This is a genomic window from Anaerotignum faecicola (genome assembly GCA_024460105.1).
Taxonomy (GTDB): Bacteria; Bacillota; Clostridia; order Lachnospirales; family Anaerotignaceae; genus JANFXS01.
This window is the reverse complement of record JANFXS010000002.1, coordinates 78,906-99,329: the sequence shown is the minus strand read 5'-3', so window position 1 is coordinate 99,329 and position 20,424 is coordinate 78,906. Positions and strand designations below refer to the sequence as shown.

General features: G+C 41.0%; 22 protein-coding genes and 1 pseudogene. All 23 read left to right on the top strand.

From position 1 onward, the window contains the following. Positions 1 to 4: 4 nt before the first annotated feature. The 23 genes and pseudogenes from NE664_03095 to NE664_02985 all read left to right on the top strand — a co-directional run bounded on the left by NE664_03095 (position 5) and on the right by NE664_02985 (position 20,373). A complete protein-coding gene (locus NE664_03095; protein ID MCQ4725647.1) occupies positions 5 to 1,645 on the top strand; it encodes a recombinase family protein in 1,641 nt (546 codons plus the stop codon). Continuing rightward, positions 1,638 to 3,212, top strand: coding sequence for a recombinase family protein (locus tag NE664_03090; GenBank protein ID MCQ4725646.1), 1,575 nt, complete (start codon positions 1,638 to 1,640; stop codon positions 3,210 to 3,212). The genes NE664_03095 and NE664_03090 overlap by 8 nt, the downstream gene beginning before the upstream one ends. A 101-nt stretch (positions 3,213 to 3,313) precedes the next feature. After that, on the top strand, positions 3,314 to 3,541 hold the full coding sequence (locus NE664_03085) for a hypothetical protein (protein ID MCQ4725645.1): 228 nt from the start codon (positions 3,314 to 3,316) through the stop codon (positions 3,539 to 3,541). A gap of 12 nt (positions 3,542 to 3,553) precedes the next feature. Next, positions 3,554 to 3,757, top strand: a complete 204-nt coding sequence (locus NE664_03080; protein ID MCQ4725644.1) for a hypothetical protein — start codon at positions 3,554 to 3,556, stop codon at positions 3,755 to 3,757. Positions 3,758 to 3,781: 24 nt separating this feature from the next. Next, positions 3,782 to 4,162 (top strand): Fic family protein, encoded by a 381-nt coding sequence (locus NE664_03075; protein ID MCQ4725643.1) that lies wholly within the window; start codon positions 3,782 to 3,784, stop codon positions 4,160 to 4,162. A gap of 646 nt (positions 4,163 to 4,808) precedes the next feature. Further along, positions 4,809 to 5,180 carry a DUF3846 domain-containing protein gene (locus NE664_03070; protein MCQ4725642.1) on the top strand — a complete coding sequence of 124 codons (372 nt, stop codon included), beginning with the start codon at positions 4,809 to 4,811 and terminating at the stop codon, positions 5,178 to 5,180. A 15-nt stretch (positions 5,181 to 5,195) separates the two neighbouring features. Next, entirely contained in the window at positions 5,196 to 5,522 is a 327-nt protein-coding gene (locus NE664_03065; GenBank protein ID MCQ4725641.1) for a hypothetical protein, read from the top strand. 9 nt (positions 5,523 to 5,531) lie between these two features. Next, positions 5,532 to 6,053, top strand: coding sequence for a hypothetical protein (locus tag NE664_03060; GenBank protein ID MCQ4725640.1), 522 nt, complete (start codon positions 5,532 to 5,534; stop codon positions 6,051 to 6,053). A 244-nt stretch (positions 6,054 to 6,297) separates the two neighbouring features. Next, positions 6,298 to 6,615, top strand: coding sequence for a hypothetical protein (locus tag NE664_03055; GenBank protein ID MCQ4725639.1), 318 nt, complete (start codon positions 6,298 to 6,300; stop codon positions 6,613 to 6,615). A 195-nt stretch (positions 6,616 to 6,810) separates the two neighbouring features. Continuing rightward, positions 6,811 to 7,188 (top strand): annotated as a pseudogene (locus NE664_03050) (DUF4268 domain-containing protein). Positions 7,189 to 7,392: 204 nt separating this feature from the next. After that, complete coding sequence (locus NE664_03045) at positions 7,393 to 7,587, top strand: helix-turn-helix domain-containing protein (protein ID MCQ4725638.1); 195 nt, start codon at positions 7,393 to 7,395, stop codon at positions 7,585 to 7,587. Between the two features lie 56 nt (positions 7,588 to 7,643). Next, complete coding sequence (locus NE664_03040) at positions 7,644 to 7,952, top strand: type I restriction-modification system subunit M N-terminal domain-containing protein (GenBank protein MCQ4725637.1); 309 nt, start codon at positions 7,644 to 7,646, stop codon at positions 7,950 to 7,952. Positions 7,953 to 7,987: 35 nt separating this feature from the next. After that, a complete protein-coding gene (locus NE664_03035) occupies positions 7,988 to 10,327 on the top strand; it encodes an SAM-dependent methyltransferase (protein MCQ4725636.1) in 2,340 nt (779 codons plus the stop codon). After that, a complete protein-coding gene (locus NE664_03030) occupies positions 10,321 to 11,442 on the top strand; it encodes a restriction endonuclease subunit S (GenBank protein MCQ4725635.1) in 1,122 nt (373 codons plus the stop codon). Before NE664_03035 ends, NE664_03030 begins: the two co-directional genes overlap by 7 nt. A gap of 37 nt (positions 11,443 to 11,479) precedes the next feature. Next, positions 11,480 to 14,590, top strand: coding sequence for an HsdR family type I site-specific deoxyribonuclease (locus NE664_03025; GenBank protein MCQ4725634.1), 3,111 nt, complete (start codon positions 11,480 to 11,482; stop codon positions 14,588 to 14,590). Then, positions 14,583 to 15,347, top strand: coding sequence for a M48 family metallopeptidase (locus tag NE664_03020; GenBank protein MCQ4725633.1), 765 nt, complete (start codon positions 14,583 to 14,585; stop codon positions 15,345 to 15,347). Before NE664_03025 ends, NE664_03020 begins: the two co-directional genes overlap by 8 nt. Continuing rightward, positions 15,313 to 16,896, top strand: a complete 1,584-nt coding sequence (locus NE664_03015) for a hypothetical protein (protein ID MCQ4725632.1) — start codon at positions 15,313 to 15,315, stop codon at positions 16,894 to 16,896. Before NE664_03020 ends, NE664_03015 begins: the two co-directional genes overlap by 35 nt. A 383-nt stretch (positions 16,897 to 17,279) precedes the next feature. Next, positions 17,280 to 17,783: a sigma-70 family RNA polymerase sigma factor gene (locus tag NE664_03010; protein MCQ4725631.1), complete on the top strand. Its 504-nt coding sequence runs from the start codon at positions 17,280 to 17,282 to the stop codon at positions 17,781 to 17,783. A 90-nt stretch (positions 17,784 to 17,873) separates the two neighbouring features. Further along, positions 17,874 to 18,095: a hypothetical protein gene (locus NE664_03005; protein MCQ4725630.1), complete on the top strand. Its 222-nt coding sequence runs from the start codon at positions 17,874 to 17,876 to the stop codon at positions 18,093 to 18,095. Next, the gene (locus NE664_03000; protein ID MCQ4725629.1) at positions 18,073 to 18,423 is read left to right on the top strand and encodes an rRNA biogenesis protein rrp5; all 351 of its coding nucleotides are present in this window, start codon (positions 18,073 to 18,075) and stop codon (positions 18,421 to 18,423) included. The genes NE664_03005 and NE664_03000 overlap by 23 nt, the downstream gene beginning before the upstream one ends. Next, positions 18,416 to 19,552: a DUF2800 domain-containing protein gene (locus NE664_02995; protein MCQ4725628.1), complete on the top strand. Its 1,137-nt coding sequence runs from the start codon at positions 18,416 to 18,418 to the stop codon at positions 19,550 to 19,552. Before NE664_03000 ends, NE664_02995 begins: the two co-directional genes overlap by 8 nt. 4 nt (positions 19,553 to 19,556) lie before the next feature. Continuing rightward, positions 19,557 to 20,105 carry a DUF2815 family protein gene (locus NE664_02990; protein ID MCQ4725627.1) on the top strand — a complete coding sequence of 183 codons (549 nt, stop codon included), beginning with the start codon at positions 19,557 to 19,559 and terminating at the stop codon, positions 20,103 to 20,105. Positions 20,106 to 20,181: 76 nt separating this feature from the next. Further along, positions 20,182 to 20,373, top strand: coding sequence for a hypothetical protein (locus NE664_02985; GenBank protein MCQ4725626.1), 192 nt, complete (start codon positions 20,182 to 20,184; stop codon positions 20,371 to 20,373). The last annotated feature ends 51 nt before the right edge of the window (positions 20,374 to 20,424 follow it).

The window sequence follows — 20,424 nt, the reverse complement described above, 5'->3', positions numbered from 1 at the left end:
TATTATGAGTATTACATATGAACGAAAAGTCCAAGTCATTCCACCAAAGATCAATATTCATACAGCGAAGAAACAGGAAGTAAAACGAATCCATGTTGCCGCATACTGCAGAGTCAGCACCGCACAGGAAGACCAAGAAACCAGCTATGAAGCACAGGTGGCATACTTCACCAAGCTAATTACAGAAAACCCCAGTTGGCAGTTAGCAGGGATTTATGCCGATGACGGTATTTCTGGAACAGATATGAAAAAAAGGGATAACTTCAATGCCATGATGGAAAGATGCCTGCAAAAGAACGGAGATATCGACCTGATTCTGACAAAATCCATCAGTCGATTTGCCAGAAATACAGTTGACTGCCTGTCCTGTATCAGAAAGCTGAAAGAACGAAATATCGCTATCTACTTTGAGAAAGAGCATATCAATACACTGGAATCCACAGGAGAGCTGCTGATCACCATACTCAGCAGCCAAGCTCAGGAAGAAAGCAGAAATATCAGTGAAAATGTGAAATGGGGCTTAAAACGAAAGTATGAAAAGGGAGAGGTGCTGGTTAGAAGAATGTTTGGATATGGCAAAGACGCAGATGGACAGCTGTATATTATCCCAGAAGAAGCAGAAACCGTCCGTTTGATTTATGGCAAGTATCTGGAGGGAGAAAGTTTAAACAGTATTGCCCGATTACTGAAAGAAAAAGGTATCAAAACTATCAGAGGTAATACCCAATGGAATGTGAATTCAATCCGTACTGTCCTGATTAATGAAAAGTACATCGGTGATGCCATGGCACAAAAGACATTTACAACAGATTATCTGACCAAAGCACGAAAAGAGAATCAAGGGGAACTTCAAAAATATTATGTGGAAAATGCTCATGAAGCAATTATTCCAAGAGAGGTATTCTATAAAGTTCAGGAAGAGATGCACCAGCGAGCAAATATATATAAGAGATCAAGCAAACAGGAAACAGAATCAAAGGGAAAGCATAGTGGAAAATACGCCTTATCCAAGATTACCATTTGCAAAGAGTGCGGCTGTGAGTACCGCAGACAAATCTGGTCTAAGTACGGAGAAAAGAAAGCAGTATGGAGATGTGAAAACAGGCTGAGAAATGGGACAAGATACTGCAAGGAATCCCCGACTATAGAAGAAAGCATATTACATAGGGCTGTGTTACAAGCCATCAATCAAGTGCTGGAAAACAAGGGTGACTTTGTCCATATATTCAGAAAAAATGTAGTCACAGCACTGACGCATGGTACAGAGGATTCCGAATATGCCAAAGAAAAGAAAAAACTGCAGAAAGCCATGGCAGAACTGATACAGCAGCAAGCCCAGAAGAACGGCGATGAAACCGCCTTTGAGGAACGTTGTCAGGCGATTACAGCACAGATAGAAGTATTGGAAATGAAGCAGATCAAAGCAGCCAGCAGAGGCGAAAATGGCAGGAAGATGGAAGATATCGAGAATTTTCTGGACAAAACAAACTGTATACTGACAGAATACGATGATAAACTGGTACGTCAGCTGATTCAGAATATCAACGTAGTAAATGCTTCAAAAATTGAGGTCGTCTTTAAGTCAGGAATTACAGTTGAGGCATCTCTGCGCCAAGAGAATGAGATAGGTGAAGCCTGTGTGTGAAAGAAAAGTGACAATGATACCCTCAACAATCAACAGAAGGGGAAAGAAAAGAGAGGAAAAGGAAATTCTTAATGTGGCAGCATACTGCAGGGTAAGTACTTCACAGGAAGAACAAGAAAACAGCTACGAGTCACATGTTGCTTATTATACAAAGCTGATTACTGATACTCCGGAATGGAATCTTGTTACAATATATGCGGATGATGGTATTTCTGGAACAGACATGAAAAAAAGAGATAATTTCAACCTAATGATGGAAAGATGCCTGTACAAAGAAAAAGATATTGATTTGATACTGACAAAATCCATCAGCCGATTTGCTAGGAATACTGTGGACTGTCTGTCCTGTATTCGAAGACTGAAGGAAAGAAACATCGCAATCTATTTCGAGAAAGAACATATCAACACATTGGAAGCAACGGGAGAACTTCTAATTACTATACTTAGTAGCCAGGCACAGGAAGAAAGCCGAAACATCAGCGAAAATGTAAAGTGGTGGCTGAAACGAAAATATGAGAATGGAGAGGTTCTTATAAAAAGGACCTTTGGGTATGAAAAAGGGATAGACAAGCATCTTCATATCATACCAGAAGAAGCAGAATTTGTTCGAATGATATATAAAAAATATTTGGAAGGACAGAGTCTAAATGAAATTGCCAACTTGCTCACCAAAATGAAGGTAAAGACTATACGTGGAAATACTAAATGGAGTGGTTCCTCTATTCGTGTTATACTAACGAATGAGAAGTATATTGGTGATGCAGTTGCACAAAAAACATTTACGGTAGATTACTTGCTAAAAGATAGACGAAAGAATAAAGGAGAATTACCTCAGTATTATGTGCAGGACATCCATGAGCCAATCATTTCTAAAGAATTATATTATCTGGTACAGCAGGAAATGAAAAGAAGGTCATGCCTGAAGAAAAAAAGTATGGTAGGAAGTACGGAAGAATTAGAAGGAAAATATTCTGAAAAATTTGCACTATCTAAAATCTTGATTTGTGGGGAATGTGGCAGCGAGTATCGCAGACAGATCAGAAAAAAGAATGGAAAAGAAAAAGCGGTCTGGCGTTGCGAGAACAGGCTGCAAAATGGAATCAAATACTGTCACTATTCCCCAACTCTTGAAGAAGAACTGCTTCATGGAATTATATTAAAAGCTATAAATCGTATGGCAGTTCAAATACAGATAGGAGTAAGTGAAACAAAGGGAATATTTGAGATACAAACAGAAGTGATATCGAAGCAGGTACAGAAAGAAAATCCGAATCTGACTGCCTTTGAATCTATTTATAGAAAGATTGTTGACAATTTAGAAGATTATGAAAAAATGGAAATACATATTGTAGAGGAACAACTAGGACAAGATAAAATAAGATATATGGAAATTCAGGATATTATAGGCAAAAGAACTTATTTCCTAAACGAATATAATGAGCAGTTGGTCAGAAAACTGATTCGAAAAATTAATGTGATCAATGCTTTTCAGATAGAAGTTGTATTTAAAATCGGGATTATTATTGTAGAAACTTGGAACGAAAATGATAAACAGGAAAACTTTTAGAAAACAAAGATTGTATAGAAATAGTATTTAGAAAGCTGTTTTTGATTTTTTGTATGGATATGTGATAAAATAATAGAAACGGATAGAAGGGAAGTGTGTTCATGGCATATACAATTGAAAAGAAATATTCTATCAAAGAAACAACAAAAGTTGGTCGTGAAAAAATCGTGAATGATGCTTTAGCGATTGCCACATTGGATGCAGCAGCTCCAACAGAAAGAACAATGAATTTAGTACAGGAATATATTGATGGAAAAAAAGAAATTTCTGAGATCTTAAAGGAAACCATTGCTTATTATCGAGAGCAAGCAAAATATTGCAATGATTAAGGCGGTGGAGATATGAAGGACTATTATTTATATGATGATGTCCCTGTATTAAGAAATTTGCTGAATATCAAAGATGAAAAATTGTTGGAGGAAGCAGAAAGTAATATTACATATGTAAAGTTGCTTGACATTGATGATAAGATTTGTGGCGATGTGTTTGATTATCAGCGTATTAAGGACATTCATGCTTATATTTTTGGGGATTTATATGAATAGGCAGGAAAAGAACGAGGTATCAATATTGTAAAAGGTGAGAGAGTATTAGGTGGTGATACTGTCAGGTATGCTGATACAAATAGCATCGAAACCGAGATGGAGGCAGCGCTAAAGGAGCTGAATCAAGTCAAGTGGGAAGTGTTAGATATCTCTGAAACAGCGGAGTTGTTCTCTAAATTGATTGCAAAAATATGGCAAATACATCCTTTCCGAGAGGGTAATACTCGTACTATCATCACATTTGCTACACAGTTTGCTGAAAAACATGGTTTTCGTATGAATAAAGCATTATTAAAAGACAACTCAGAATATGTGAGAGATGCACTAGTCAAAGCATCAGATGGTATGTACTCAGAATATGAGTATCTCATTCGAATTATCCAAGACGCGATATTAAAAGGTTAATATCTATAATAATATAGTGAAAAGAACAAAATCTGGAATGGCAAGAGTAATCCACATTCCAGATTTTTTTGTTTCCACTATTTTTAAGAGAAGCAGCATTTTTTAGAAAAATACCCCTACACCAAGGGGCAACCAGCTTCATCAGGCATACTTTTTGTTCAGTCATGATGGGATGAGTGATCAAAATAGATGACATAGCCGCAAAGGCAGTAAAATCAAGGCTTCCAGCGGTTTTTGAGGGCGATTTTTAAAGCCCCAAAAAATCCAATTTTATAGATGACATAGCGTTTTTGGAGTTAAAAAACGATTTTCGGGCAGTGAGATGAAAAAAATCTCACTGCCTTTTTCAGTTTTCAGAACTTAACGAAAAAGCGATTTTCAAAATTACAACCCTTTTTTGAAAAAAATTTAAAAAAGTTTTTGAAAAGTGTGAAAATTATGATGAAAAATGTCGCAAAAGTATAAAAAATAAATTTGTATAAGCAAACTGAATATTAAACGATGGAAAAGATATTTGAATTAAGGCAGTGGATGAAAAAAACATCACACTGCCTTTTTTGTTCCCTTAATTCGACAAAATGGGGTTTTTCAAAATTACAACCCTTTTTTGAAAAAAATTAAAAAATTTTTTAAGGAGGTGAGAACCATGAAGGAAGATGTCATAAAAGTATTAAAAGTAAAGCCACATGAACATCCTGAAGTCTATATGCTGAAAAATACATTGGAAGCTATGCAAGAAGCAGTTGGAGGATATATTGACATCTTAGGATTAGATGACAATGTATGTATCCTATTAAATGATGAGGGGAAATTGATTGGCTTAGAAGGCAACAGGAGAATTGGCAGCGATATCATCGTTGGCGATTTTTTTGTTTGTGGCAGTGATGAGGAAGGAAACCTGACATCATTGAGTGAGGAGGAGTTGGACACATACACAAAAATTTTTTATGAACCTCAGGAGTTTACAAAAGAAGAAATAGAAGAAACGACAGTAATTGAATTTTACACATTTGAATAAGGAGGATGTACAGTTATGAAAAATATGAAGACAGAACCAAGTGAAAAAACAATTATTTACAGAACCCCAGGTGATCCTATTGAAATCACAGATGAAATGCTGGAGAATGCAGAGATCAATCCTAATGAATTGGTAGATATCATTCTTCAAAAGGGATGCATCATTATAAAGCCAACAAGTGTGCTTGGCAGATTACCAGAGGATCTGCTTTTGCTTTATGAAGAACTTGGATTTTCAAGAGAAATGGTAGAGCTTATTTTTACAAAATATGCTGAAGAAGCAGACGGTTTTGATGCTTTGGTTGAACAAATTAAAAAAGAAAAAAATGTGGCATTGTGGTAAGGTGAGAAAATGCGAAAAATAACAGACTTAAGAGGAATCAAAGATACCGCCAAAGTATTCCTGCACATGAATATAGAAGAAACAAAGTTTTCGCCGTTGGTCATCAAGCATCCGTTCACGGATTCAGCGATGGTTTGTCTGTCGCAGACTGACGGCGAAATTGCTTTTACCAATATTATGGAAGATACAAAGGCATTTACCCTATGGAAAGAACAAGTGAAAAAGCAGATCGATACTGCGGAAGATGTGTTTGGGGTATACCACCTCGTACCGGAAAGAAATCCGGCGGCGAAGCCGTTTTTGCGAAGCAAAAATACTGACCTCATGACAAAATCTTATCTGCTTGCTTTTTTAAAATATACGGAATCATACTTGTCCAGAGAGGATTTTTCCAAAATGCTTGCAGACATCTGGATTCGGACAGAAGCACCTAATCTTGATCCAAACTTCAAGCAGAAAGAACTGCTGGATCTGTTCCGTAAATCAAAACATGTGGAGTGTGTAGTATTGATGTCAAAAGTACAGAAGTAAATACCGAAAAAGGCTTGAAAATAAAGCATTTCCGAGCAAAGGTCATATTGGTTTGACAACTGCGAAACGGAAGATTTAACACCCGGCTTATGACGAAAATGATAGGTTGAGTTGACAGGTTGAAAATGAGCAAAGTCGAGTGGATAAGATGATTTTGCTGATTGTTGAGTTGATAGAATAGTTAATTGCACGGCAAGGAGGAAGAGAGTTGATTAATTTAGGAAAACTGAAAGAAATAAAAGATTTGCGAAAGGTATGGCCACATGAGGCATTGGACTTCACTCCGTGGCTTGCGGAAGAGGATAATCTTTCTCTGCTTGCCGATGCAGTCGGACTTGAGATTACAGTAGATGAAACGGAGTCTTCTGTCGGAGATTTCAATGTAGACATTTATGCAACTGAAACCGGAACGGACAGAAAAATCATCATAGAGAATCAGCTTGAAGATACAAACCATGACCACCTTGGTAAGTTGATTACATATGCGTCCGGTAAATCGGCTGACATCATTATCTGGGTAGTAAAAAGAGCCCGTGAGGAACATCGCTCTGCCGTAGAATAGCTGAACAACCACACCGATGAAAGTATCGCATTCTTCATGGTAGAAATCAAACTGTACCAAATCGGCAGTTCTGATATTGCCGTGAAATTTGAAGTGGTAGAAAAGCCCAATGACTGGACAAAGGAAATCAAACGAAATACAAGCAATTCTCCTACACTGCAGGCACGATATGATTAGTGGGTAACCTTTAATGACTACGCATTCCAGAACAATGCTTTTGCAAAGGCATTCAATAAGAGAAAAGCAAGCACTGACCATTGGATGACATTCAGTGTTGGTTCGTCAGCCTGTCACATTAGTATGTCGCAGATAAGGAAGTATAACCACGCTCTTGTAGAGTGGTATATTTCTGATGACAAAGAACTGTACCACAAGTTTTACTCTAACAAGGCTTACATCGAAAGCGAGATGGGTGTTCAGCTTGAGTGGAATGAGTTACCGGAGAAAAAGGCAAGCCGTATCTTGACGTATAAAACCGTCGACTTTGATAACAAGGATACTTGGTCAGAGCAGTTCGATTGGATGATGGATATGGCAATTAAAATGAAGAAGGCATTCAAGAAATACTTATAAACAATTAAATATTGAGATAGCTTGAAAGCATAACATTCCGAGAGCTGGAGGTATTCTTCTGGCTCTCGGATTTTTTATTAGGGATTTTGTTTAAAGCATCATCAAATATCAAGAAACATCATATAACCTATTGAAAATAGATGGAAATGGTGGTATAATATAAAAAGAGTTTTGTAACCATCAACATTTGACGAGGTGAAAACAGTGAATGAGATGATGAATGACAAATGGATAGGCATTGAAGAAGCAGCAGAATATTTGGGCGTTAAGCCTATTACCGTTAGAGACTGGATTAAAAAAGATACAGGTATTCCTGCCCATAAAATCGGAAAGAAGTGGAAATTCAAATTCTCCGAATTAGATGCATGGGTAAAAAGCGGAAAGAGTGCTATCGAATGATAGCGTATGTTTTAAAGAATAACTTACTAGAATGGAGATAAAAGAGGGCTATGGCTGTGAAGAAATCCGAATTGTATTCAATGCTCTGGGAGGCTTGTAATAAGCTGAGGGGCGGTGTGGAGCCGTCACGTTATAAAGACTACGTGTTGGTTCTGCTGTTTTTCAAATATGTATCTGACAGATATAAGGGACAGCCTTTCGCTGAATTTACCATCAGCAAGGGCGCATCTTTTGAAGATTTGATTGCGGCAAAAGGCAAGAGCGATGTAGGCGAACGTGTGGATAAGATTATCCAGAAATTCCTTGAGGACAACCGTCTGCAGGGTTCCCTTCCTGATGTCAGCTTTAATAACCAGAAGAATTAGGTTCCGGTAAAGAACTCGTAGATAAGGTTTCCGGCTTGATTGCCATATTCCAGAATCCTGCGATTGACTTTAAAAATAACCGTGCAAGTGGCGATGATATTATCGGTGATGCCTATGAGTATTTCATGATGAAATTCGCACAGGAATCCGGTAAGAGCAAGGGACAGTTCTATACACCGAGTGAGGTGTCCCGTATTATTGCTCGTTTGATTGGCATTGGCAATATTAAGGAGATGCCGACAAAGAAATGGACATTGTATGACCCGGCCGCAGGAAGTGGCAGCCTTCTTATTAGGTCTGCTGATGAGGCACCTGTGGACGAAAACGGTGATTCCATTGTGACTATCTTCGGACAGGAAAAGTATCCTGATACCGCAGGTTTGGCAAAGATGAACTTCATCTTGCACAACAAGGGTACTGGCGAAATCAAGAGCGGCAATACGCTGTCCACACCGCAGTACAAAGATGAGTTTGATGAACTGAAAAAATTTGACTTCATCGTGATGAATCCGCCCTTCTCCGATAAATCTTGGACGGATGGAATTAAGCCGAGTGAGGATAAATATAAGAGATTTGATGGGTATAGCATTCCGCCTGAAAAGAATGGCGACTATGCCTGGTTCTTGCACGTCTTGAAATCGTTGGACACCAAAGGTAAAGCAGGTATTGTTATGCCTCACGGCGTTTTATTCAGAGGCAATGCCGAGGAAACTATCCGTATTGAAATCTTGAAGAAAAGATATATCAAGGGCGTTGTAAGTCTGCCGCCAAACCTGTTTTATGGTACAGGAATTCCCGCTTGCATTATCATCATCGATAAGGAAGATGCGGAAACAAGAGAAGGTATTTTCCTGATTGATGCCAGCCGTGGCTTTAAGAAGGATGGTAGCAAGAATAGACTTCGTGAACAGGATATTGAGAAAATTGTTCAGACCTTCATCAATCAAGACATTATTCCGGGATACTCTCGTTTTGTGAAATACAGCGATGTGTTGGATGAAAACGGAGGCAATCTGAACATTCCGAGATACATCCCGAAAATTGATGATACGCTTCCACAGAATATTGCTGCCCACTTAAAGGGTGGTATTCCGGGAACAGATGTTGATTCGCTTAAGAAACTGTGGTCTATCGCACCTGATCTCAAGCAAGAGATTTTTACTTGCATTGATGAAGTGCATAATATTTATAGGCTCGCCCTTGCATCTGGTGAGATTGAAGGTGTTATCAGCCAGGACAAGAGCATCCTTGATGAAAAGCAACATGAAACAGAAGATATTTTTGAGCAGTGGAAGACGGAAGTTAAGTATATTCTCCTTGGCATTGATGCAGATACCAATCCGAAGGAACTTATTCGTGCGATTGCAGCAATGCTTCGTGTGGCGTATGAACAGGCAAGACTGCTTGACAATTATGATGTTTATGATTGCCTGCTGAATTACTGGAACGCAAAGTTACAGGATGATGTGTATGCTATCAAAGCAGGCGGTTATGCGGTTGCAAGAGAAATTGATTACGAATATGCGAAGAAAAAGCAGAAGGATGAAAGCGGAGAAACTGTAGAGGTTGATGATACTACCAAGGTGAAATCTTTTGAAGGTGCGCTAATTCCAAAGGAAATTATGGAGGCTGTTTTTTTTGCAGAGGAACTTGCAGAACTTACTGCACTGATGGAGAAGTCGGCTGCTCTTGAGGCGGAACTGGATGAAATGCGTGAAGAAGAGTCCGGCGATGACGGTCTTTTGAAAGATGTGCTGAACGAAAAGGGCGATGGTATTCCAAAGGCAAATCTGAATAAACGCATTAAGGAATTGGATGCCAAGAAGACCTCTGTCATCATGGATGCTATGGTTCAGCTTGTGACTCTGTTTGACGACGGCAAGACTTATGAGATGGAGGCTCTTATTCAAGAAGTGCCTGAATTGGGCGAGTTTGACATTCGCAATAAGAATGGTACTTTTGGTAAGGCGAAACTGAAAGCGGCATTGAAAATTGCTGCTGAGACTGCTGTGGTGCCGGAAATCTACGCAGACGAATATGCGGCGTTGACACTTTACGCACAGAAGTACGCTGAAATGGATGCCGTGGACAAGGCATATAAAGCAGCCCGTAAGGCACTCGATGAAAAACTGGTAACAAAATATGCGGAACTGACCGATGAAGAAATCAAGCATCTTCTCTTTGATATGAAGTGGATGGCAAAATTGTCGTTGGATGTATGTGATGAAATCGAGCAGGTTCTGAATACGCTTTCTTCCAAGGTGCTTTTAATTGCAAAGCGTTATGAACACACCCTTGGTGAGATTGAGGACAGAACTGCGAAATCAAGAGCCGCAGTAGTATCGGCTCTGGAAAGGATGGGATACAAATGGTAACTTATCCTACTGATTGGGCATCAAAGCAATTGAGAGATATTGGATACATTCAAATGTGTCGCCGTATTTTTCAAAACCAAACTAAAACATATGGTGCGATTCCATTTTATAAAATTAGTACATTTGGTGGCAAAGCCGATGCTTATATTTCGCAAGAATTGTATGAAAAATATAAGCTGTTATATCCTTATCCTGAAAAAGGCGATATTCTAATTTCCGCAGCTGGAACTATTGGAAAGACTGTTATTTTCGACGGAAAGGATTCCTATTTTCAAGATTCAAATATTGTTTGGTTGAAAGTGGATAAGGATGCAATCGATAGAAAGTTTTTGTGGTGGTTTTATCGTTCTTTTCCGTGGAATGCACTGGAAGGGACAACTATTCAGAGACTTTACAACAGTATCATATTAGATACCGAAATACATTTACCGGAGAAGCCCGAGCAAGAAGAAATTGCTCGTACTCTTTCTCAGTTTGACACCTATATCGATGACCTTGCAGAACTGATTGAGAAGAAAAAGGGCATCCGTGATGGTGCTATCAATGATTTGCTTAGTGGGAAAACGAGATTGAACGGTTTTAATAAGTCATGGAAAGAAACTACTTTAGGAGCTGAGTTTGATGTTATTATGGGTTCTTCTCCAAACTCTTCTTCGTATAATTCAGCAAAGCTTGGTGTACCACTTGTACAGGGCAATGCAGATATTGAAAATAGAGTTACTGCACCTAAACGATATACGTCCATGCCAACAAAAATATGTGAGATTGGAGACACTATTTTAACAGTAAGAGCACCTGTTGGGGCAGCGAGTAGGGCAAATCAAAAGGTTTGCCTTGGAAGAGGTGTCTGTGCTATCAGTGGACAGCATAAAGATTTTATCTTTTATCTTATGCGTTACCATGAAAGTGCATGGGAAGCGGTAGAGCAAGGAAGTACATTTACTGCAGTAAGTGGAAAAGAGGTAAGAAAGTTTGAAATTAGGATTCCAGAAGAAGGAAGCGAACAAGAAGCTATTGCTGCAGTATTGACAGCAATGGATGAAGAAATTCGAGATTTAGAGATAGAACGAGAAAAATTATTCAAATCAGAGAGGGTGCAATGGATGACCTGCTGACATGTCGCGTCCGTTTGACTAAGTAAGGAGGCGCAAGATGGCAACTGTAGATGCAGAGAAAAAATTACAGAAAAGAGTTCTGCACTGGTTGGTGGATGACCTCGGCTATACTTACCTTGGCAACCTGGAGGATATCGATAATACTCCTGTCAAGGAAGATTTGCTGAAAGCTAATCTCAAAAAGCGCGGATACAGTGATGACCAGATAAAAACTGCCATCAGCGAACTTTTGAGTAAGGTTAATAACCAGGTTGATACTCTTTATCAAATCAACCGCAGTGTGTATTCACTGCTTCGTTATGGGCGCCAGGGTGCCAAAGATGCAAATGGGCGTCGTCAGACGGTACATTATATCAATTGGGACGATATCGGCAGCAATGATTTTTATGTTGCAGAGGAAGTATCTGTCCTGCGTTTCGATAAGGTGACGAGAAAACGTCCCGATGTGGTACTATACATCAACGGTATCGCCCTTGGTGTGTTTGAACTGAAGAGTTCCTATGTCAGCGCCGGAAAAGGTATCCGCCAGATGCTGCAGAATCAGAAGCGAGAAAACATTCTGAATTTCTTTAGTACGGCGCAGTTCCTGTTTGCAGGCAACGAAGCAGAAGGCCTTTTCTATGGCACAACCGATACGCCTGAAAAGTATTATCTGAAATGGAAGGAAGATAAGAAAGCAACTGACAAATTGTCTGCTGATGTGAAACTCCTGCAGGTCAAGGAAGTTAATCGTTTGAGAGACGGTGTGATTTCCCTTTGTCATAAGGAACGCTTTTTGTCTCTTATCCATGATTTTGTGATTTACGATGCAGGCATTAAAAAGGTTACAAGACACAATCAGTACTTTGCTAATATCGCTGCAAGAAAGCGTATTCTTGGAAATGAGGGCGGTATCATCTGGAACACCCAGGGCTCCGGTAAGTCTCTCATTATGGTATGGCTTACAAAGTGGATTATCGAAAACGTCAATGACAGCCGTGTTGTAATCATCACAGACCGTGATGAATTGGATGACCAGATTGAGAGCCTGTTTATTGATGTATACGAAAAGGTTCGCAGAGCCAAAAGCTGTGCTGACCTGCGTTCCATTTTGGATAAAAACGAAGATGCTATCGTATGTTCGCTGATTCACAAATACGGACATAACGCCGGAAATCAATCCGATATCGACCAGTACAGAAAAGAACTGCTGAAAGACCTGCCGAAGGACTTCAGTGCAAAGGGAAATATTGTGGCATTCATTGATGAGTGTCATCGTACCAATTCCGGTAAGTTGCACGAGGCTGTAAAAGTGCTGATGCCGAATGCTGTCTTGATTGGTTTTACGGGCACTCCCCTTCTGAAAACTGACAAGCAGACGAGCCTGGAAACTTTCGGTACATATATCCACACCTACAAATTTGATGAAGGCGTAGAGGATGGTGTAGTTCTTGACCTTCGTTATGAGGCAAGAGACGTTGATCAGGATTTATCCAGCCAGGATAAGGTGGATTTGTGGTTTGAAAATAAAACGTACGGATTGACCGAACGTGCAAAACAGCAGCTGAAGCAAAGTTGGACATCTATCAACAAACTGTACAGTTCCAAGCAGCGTCTGGAGAAAATTGCATCCGATATTGTTTTTGATATGAGCCTTAAGCCGAGACTTAAGGAAGACCGTGGCACAGCTATGCTTGTGGCAAACAGTATTTATGAAGCCTGCCGTTATTGGGAAATCTTCATGAGCATGGGATTTACCAAGTGTGCTGTTGTTACTTCTTATGAACCTACCACACAGAGTGTCAGAACGGCAACGACTGACCCTAATCAAGCAAGCGAAGACGAGTACAAAAAGGCCATCTATGAGCGTATGCTTGGTGGCAAGAAACTCACAGAATTTGAAAAGGAAGCAAAGGAACGATTCAAGCATGAGCCGGCACAGATGAAATTGCTTATTGTGGTTGATAAACTGCTGACTGGCTTTGACGCTCCAAGTGCAACCTATCTATACATTGACAAATCCATGCGTGACCATGACCTGTTCCAGGCTATTTGCCGTGTTAATAGACCGGATGGCGAAGACAAGGATTATGGATACATTGTGGATTATATGGATTTGTTCCGTAATGTGCAACTTGCTGTTGCGGATTACACAACAGAGGCTTTCGATGGCTACGATAAGGAAGATGTCGAAGGACTCATTAAAAACCGCTATGATGAAGCAAAATCCGAATTGGAAGGAACACTTACTTCTCTTGAAGCGTTAATTGAAAATGTTCCTATGCCACAAGATGATACCGATTACATTGAATACTTTTGCGGTGACGATAGCGAAAGTGATGAGAAAACTGCAAGAAGAGATACATTGTATGCGTTGACGGCGGCACTTTCTCGTTCTTTTGCAAACTGCTGTGACAGGTTGGTTTCAGATTACGGATATACAAAGGAAGATGTAAACCACTTGCGTGGTGAGATTTCCGGCTATAACAAAATAAAAGAAATGATTAAGCTGGCAAGTTGTGATTACATTGACCTTAAGCCTTATGAGGCTGATATGCGTTATATTTTGGATACTTATATTCGTGCAGAGGACACAAAGGTAGTAAGTGAACTCGGAAATATGTCTCTTGTGGAACTTCTTCTTCAAGGAAAAACTACAACTCCTGCAGATCTGGTCAAGGACCTGCCTGGTGATAATGAGGCAAAGGCAGAGACAATTGACAATAACCTGCAGCACGAAATCGTTAAGAAGATGAGTTCCAATAGCGTATATTACGGCAAGCTGTCTGAAATGTTGAAAAAAATCATCATGCAACGAAAGATTGAAGCCATGAGTTATGAAGAATATCTCCGACAGGTTGTCGAATTGGCAGAAGCTATCCTCCATCCTGAAACCAGTGGCAGTTATCCAGATGAGGTAAAAGATAGTGCCGCAAGACGTGCGTTGTATGACTATTTTGAGCAAAATGTCGAGTTGACGATTGATGTCGATGGAGCAATCCGAGTATCAATTCAACCGGAATGGAAAAGAAATTTCCAAAAGCAGCAGCGTATAAGACTTGCTATTTATAAAAAATTATTGCTTCATAGCTATAGCGAAGACAAAGCAACCGAAGAAACCAACAATGTCTTCGATATTGCACAAAGGCAGGAAGAATACGATGCGTAAAGAAGAAATGGAAATCGGTGGGTTGACAATTGAAGTAATCAGAAAGAGTAATCTCAAAAATCTGTACATCAGAGTCAACCCGCCGGAAGGTGATGTAACCGTAAGTTCTCCGAGTGAACTTAAAGATGAGGATATCAGATTATTTGTTCTTAAGAAGTTACCGGAGATAACGAAAGTAAGGGACAGAATGTTGACGCAGGAGCGTCAAAGTAAGCGTGAATATGTGTCAGGAGAGTCTCATTATTTGTGGGGGAAACCATACCGCTTACAAGTTGTTTACGAAGGTAAACAGCAAAAAATTGTAAAAACACCAACTAAAATTGTGATGACCGTGCCGGAAGGCACAACCACAGATGCAAAAGAAAAAATATTCATTGAGTGGTACAGACAGGAATTAAAACGTGTGATGGATACTGTTGTAGCAGGTTGTGAGAAAAAAATGGATGTTCATGCAAGTGAAATTCGTATTAAGAACATGAGAACTCGTTGGGGAACTTGCAATATTGACAAACGCAGGATATGGATTAATTTGCAGCTTGCAAAGAAGCCCGTAGAGTGCCTTGAATATGTAGTAGTTCACGAGTTAGTACATCTATTAGAAAAAAATCATACTCATAGATTTCATGCCCTTGTAGAACAGTATTATCCAACATGGCGTGAAGCAAAGAAATTGTTAGCAACTATGCCACTCGATTACATGGAAAAAGGAGATTCGGATATAGATGACGAAGAAGCTGACATCGAGCGATATCTTTGATATCAACAAGAAAACAGGAGCCTTGATTCTCGGTAAAAATCGCTTGGATGATTATGCAACTAAATATTTGACGAAACATTGCAAAGAGGCTCTCCTAACTCCGATGCCACTTCCCGTCGAAAAAATCCTTGAAGATGCAAAACTTACGGTTAAAGAAGTGTCTCTTTCGAGAAATCTTGATGTGTTCGGCTGTTGTCTGCTTTTAGATGGAGAAGTTGATGTGTACGATGTTGATAACGGTTCGTCACGTTCTGTAACTTACCCGGCAGGAACGATATTGATTGACCCTGCCTCCGAGGCAGTATATGGTGAGGGTGCAAAACGAAATACTCTCATACATGAGGCTTTACATTGGGAGAAGGACAAGGCTTACTTCGAGATTTTAGCATTAAAGAATGCTGCTGCATCAGAAAAACTATATCCAATTATGTGCCGACAGTCTGAAACTTTTTTCGAACCCCCAGAAGGAAAAAAGACAAAGGAAAATGAAGTGAAGTGGTTGGAGTGGCAGGCACATAGATTGGCACCAAGAGTTCTGATGCCTTTTGGAATGTTCAAACAAAAGGCACTGGAGTTAATAGCCAGTTATAACGCCCCACAAAATGATATCTTTCCATCCTGCGATATCCTTATTGAGGATTTGAGTGCATTTTTTATAGTATCTCGTGTTTCGGTCAAGTACCGTTTGATTGAGGTTGGACTGCTTGACAAACTGCGTGATTTTAATGATTTTGATGCCGTGTTTGCGGAGATAACCGAAAGCAAAGAACTGGTAGCATTAACCCCACTTGAAGCGTATCAGCTTTTAGCTGAGGACTCATCATTAAGAGAGTGGGTTCGCGGAGGAAGATTTGTCTATGCTGATGGTTACTTTGTTCTTGCGGAACAGCAATATGTATTGGTAAAAGAAGGCGAGCTTCACTTAACTACGAAAGCTAAAAAGAAGTTAGCCCAATGTGTTATTAATATCCGCGAACATAAGTACACGGAATATAGAAATGCGTCGAAAGATTTGCTTGGCTTTTCTGTGCTACATCGTGTCGAGGGCATTGACCAGCGTATATTGACATTTCATCCGAAATTCCAAGCAAATTTTAAATATGAAGAAGACGAGGTTTATGCTTCGTTTTATGAAAAGATTTCAGCGTATGATGAACAAGAAGAAATCGAACTGGTTAAAATGTTAGCAGACCCAACCTGTAGCCTCTGTCAGTGTCTTTGGTATCTGATGGAGAATCGAAAGTGGACGTATCCTGCAACTTTTAATGAAAAAACTGAGTTGCATCCAAACTATCATGGGAAAATAAAAAACAACTCCTATAACAATATGGGAACCGATGTCCTTATGGCGATTTGCGTAGGTCTCAAATTAAATTTACGTATTATCGAAAAACTATTTGATAAGTCTAATAATAAGCTGAATTATTACCAAGACCCTGATAAGACTTATATTCGAATTTTAGAAATGGCGCCTGGTATTTCATTACAGGACTTTAACAGCATCTGCGAAAAAGCAAGTGTAAAACAGTTAGGAAGCACAATAAAATAATTTCGATAACTCACTGAGTTGGCTTTGGACCCCGAAAGGGGTTCTTTTTTTATGCCCAAAACAGAAAACACTGATATCATGGGCATTTCTCGACCAACTCACCGAGTTGGTCATGAAAAATTTTAAAGAATTATAATGTTTCTGACAATCAACGAAAGGAGATTGTCAGAAACATTATTCCAATGCCCGAAGTGGTCGACCTTAAGGCGGCGGGATACATCAAGAGTCAAATTCACGGTATAGCCGTGGACTGACCGCAGATGTACCCACCGTGCTTTGTCATGCCCATTTTCGGTATCAGAGTCGGTGTGTACCATCACATCGGCTCTTTTTGTGTCCCTGCCGCCACCCAATCGGGCGGAAAAGAAAGGCAGGGACTTTATATGAGAAAGTTCAAAACAGCGGCGAAGAACCGCACCAATTACATTTATTACACAGCAGAAGGAAAGCCGATTGTCATTACTCCTGGGATGGTTGGCGAAGATGGCAAGGCAGTAACCGAAAGCCTCATTACTATGCTCCATGATTGGGATGACGATGATGTGGATGCAGAACGCCATGAGGAATATCATTGTCCGGTTCACTATGACGGCTACCACGATGGGGACGGTGACGATGCGGATGACCGCAACCCGTATTTTGAAGATGAAACCTACAATCCTTTGCAGCAGATTCTGACCTCCATCGCAAACGAGGAGCGTTCTCTTCAGATTGAAAAGCTGAAGGTTGCTTTATCACAGCTTACGGACAAGCAGAAGGATACCGTGGTTAAGAAGTTTTATCGAGGCATGACCAATGTGGATATTGCAGCAGAAGAAGGTGTTACTGAAGCGGCTATCCGTAACCGCTTAACGAAGATTTATGCGGCATTGAAAAAGAAAATCTAAAAATTTTCATTTGAGGGGGTTCGATTCCCCCTCATTTTTCGCTTATGGACAGAGGGGTGAGAAAAACTCCTCGGAAAGGAGCCAAGTGCAATGGGAATTAAACACAAGGTATGTATCAACATTGCAAAACCCGGCGGCACACCTTCTCCGGTAGTCCGAAGCGGAACGATGCAGATTCGCAAGAGAATACTTGATTTTCTCTTCGGTCAGCAGGTCAGCGTTCTGGTTCTCTCTCCAGGCGATTCGGTGCAGACCGTCGAGATTCACGAACTGAAAGGAGGCGAGAACCATGACAAACGCAAACAAATTTAATCTGCTCCTTGATGTGGTGAAGCTGATGCACTCGTTGGCAGACGGACTGGAGGCTGTGGCTTACGCATTTGCCGACAGCCAGGAAATCTTCGTAGAAGCCAAGGCAGTGTCGAAGCCTGTCGAAACAGGACAACCCGCAAAACAGATAGCAGAAAAAGTGCCTACTTTGGCAGATGTCCGTGCCGTGCTTGCGGTTAAGACGCAGAACGGTATGACAGCCGAGGTAAAGGGTCTGATTACCAAGTACGGCGGCAGCAAGCTGTCGGATGTGGACCCGAAGCATTACGCAGACCTCATTAAGGATGCGGAGGTGCTTGGAAATGGGTAATCACGCACTTCTTTCTCCTTCCAGTTCCCACAGGTGGTTATCGTGTACACCGAGTGCAGTCCTGGAAACGGAGTTTGAAAACAAGAGCAGTAACGCTGCCGAAGAAGGTACCGCCTTTCATGCACTGTGCGAACACAAGCTGAAGAAGGCGCTCCGCAGACGCAGTAAAAGACCCGTTTCCGCATTTAACACCGATGAGATGGAAGAACACTCTGACGGCTATGTGGAGTTTGTATTAGAACAGCTTGAAAAAGCAAAGCAGACCTGCCCTGACCCCTTGGTGCTGATTGAGCAGAAGGTTGACCTCTCCGATTATGTTCCAGGCGCATACGGAACGGCGGATTGCCTCATCGTCTCGGATAACAGTCTCCACATTATCGATATGAAATACGGACTTGGTGTACTCGTTGACGCAGAGGAAAATTCGCAGCTGAAGTGTTACGGTATCGCAGCACTCAGTACCTATGAAAGCCTGTATGACATCAAGGAAGTTTCCCTTTCGATTTTCCAACCCCGCAGGGAGAATGTTCAGACATGGACGGTATCCGTGGAGGATTTGAAAGATTGGGCGGAAAACGAACTGAAACCCAAGGCACAGATGGCTGCCAAGGGCGAAGGCGAATATTGCCCCGGAGAGTGGTGTCAGTTCCGCCGTGCAGCGGTCAAGTGCCGTGCAAGGGCAGCAGAAAAACTCCGTATTGCAGAGGAAGAATTCAAGCTACCACCTTTACTTACTGATGAAGAGGTTGAATCCATTCTTCCAATGTTACCGGATATCACCAAGTGGGCAAACGAAATCAGTGCCTATGCCCTGGAGGCGGCACTAAACCACGGTAAAGAGTGGAGCGGGTTTAAGGTTGTAGAAGGTCGTTCTAACCGTAAGTTCTCGGATGAGGATGCGGTGGCGACAGCAGCCAAGGAACACGGTTACACGGACATTTACCGTCAGAGTCTTATCACGCTGACAGAAATGCAGAAGCTGATGGGCAAGAAAAAATTCGAGGAAATCCTGGGCGACCTCGTTATCAAACCACCCGGAAAGCCTACCCTCGTTCCCCTTTCGGATAAGAGGCAGGCAATGAATGTATCAGACGCAAAAAACGAATTCAATGAAATTATGGAGGATTAAAATTATGGCAAACGTAAACAGAACTAAGGTTATCACTGGCAAGAACACTCGTCTTTCTTACTTCCACGGTTGGGAGCCTGTCAGCATCAATGGCGGCGCAGAGAAATATTCCGTATCCGTGCTGATTCCGAAGGACGACACTGAAACCATCAACGCTATCAACGCTGCTGTGGATGCTGCGATTGAGGAAGGCATCGCCAAGTTCGGCGGCAAGAAGCCTAACAAGGGTGCTATCAAGTTGCCTCTTCGTGACGGCGATGTTGAAAGAGATGACGAGGCTTACAAGGGTCATTACTTTGTAAATGCCAACAGCACTACGGCTCCTCAAATTGTGGACAAGGCTGTAAAGCCTATCCTTGACCGTGATGAGGTCTACTCCGGTTGTTATGCGAGAGTGTCTTTGAACTTCTATGCATTCAACTCTAACGGAAATCGTGGCGTTGCCTGCGGTCTCGGCAATATCCAGAAAATCCGTGACGGTGAGTATCTTGGCGGCCGTACTTCCGCAACCGATGATTTCACCACTGTTGAGGATGACGATTTCTTGGCATAAGTGTACCCCCCGGCAGGCGGTGTGAAATACCACCGTCTGCCTCAAACGAAAATTACGAAATACGAGGTAAAACGATATGAACGAATTATACGAATTTATGAAACAGGTCGATGTGATTGTGCTTTTCTGCCTGCTCTACGGTCTTGCCATCAATGGCATCGTGTGGACGGTATGTGAGGTTATCCGCTTTATTGTAAAGAAGGTCAAAGCCTTCCGTGAAAAGCGTAAGCAGAAAAAGGCTGCACAGAATGATGATGTGACCGAGTAAACATGACGAGCGGCGGAGGATATTCTTCTGCCGCCTTTTCATAGAAAGGAA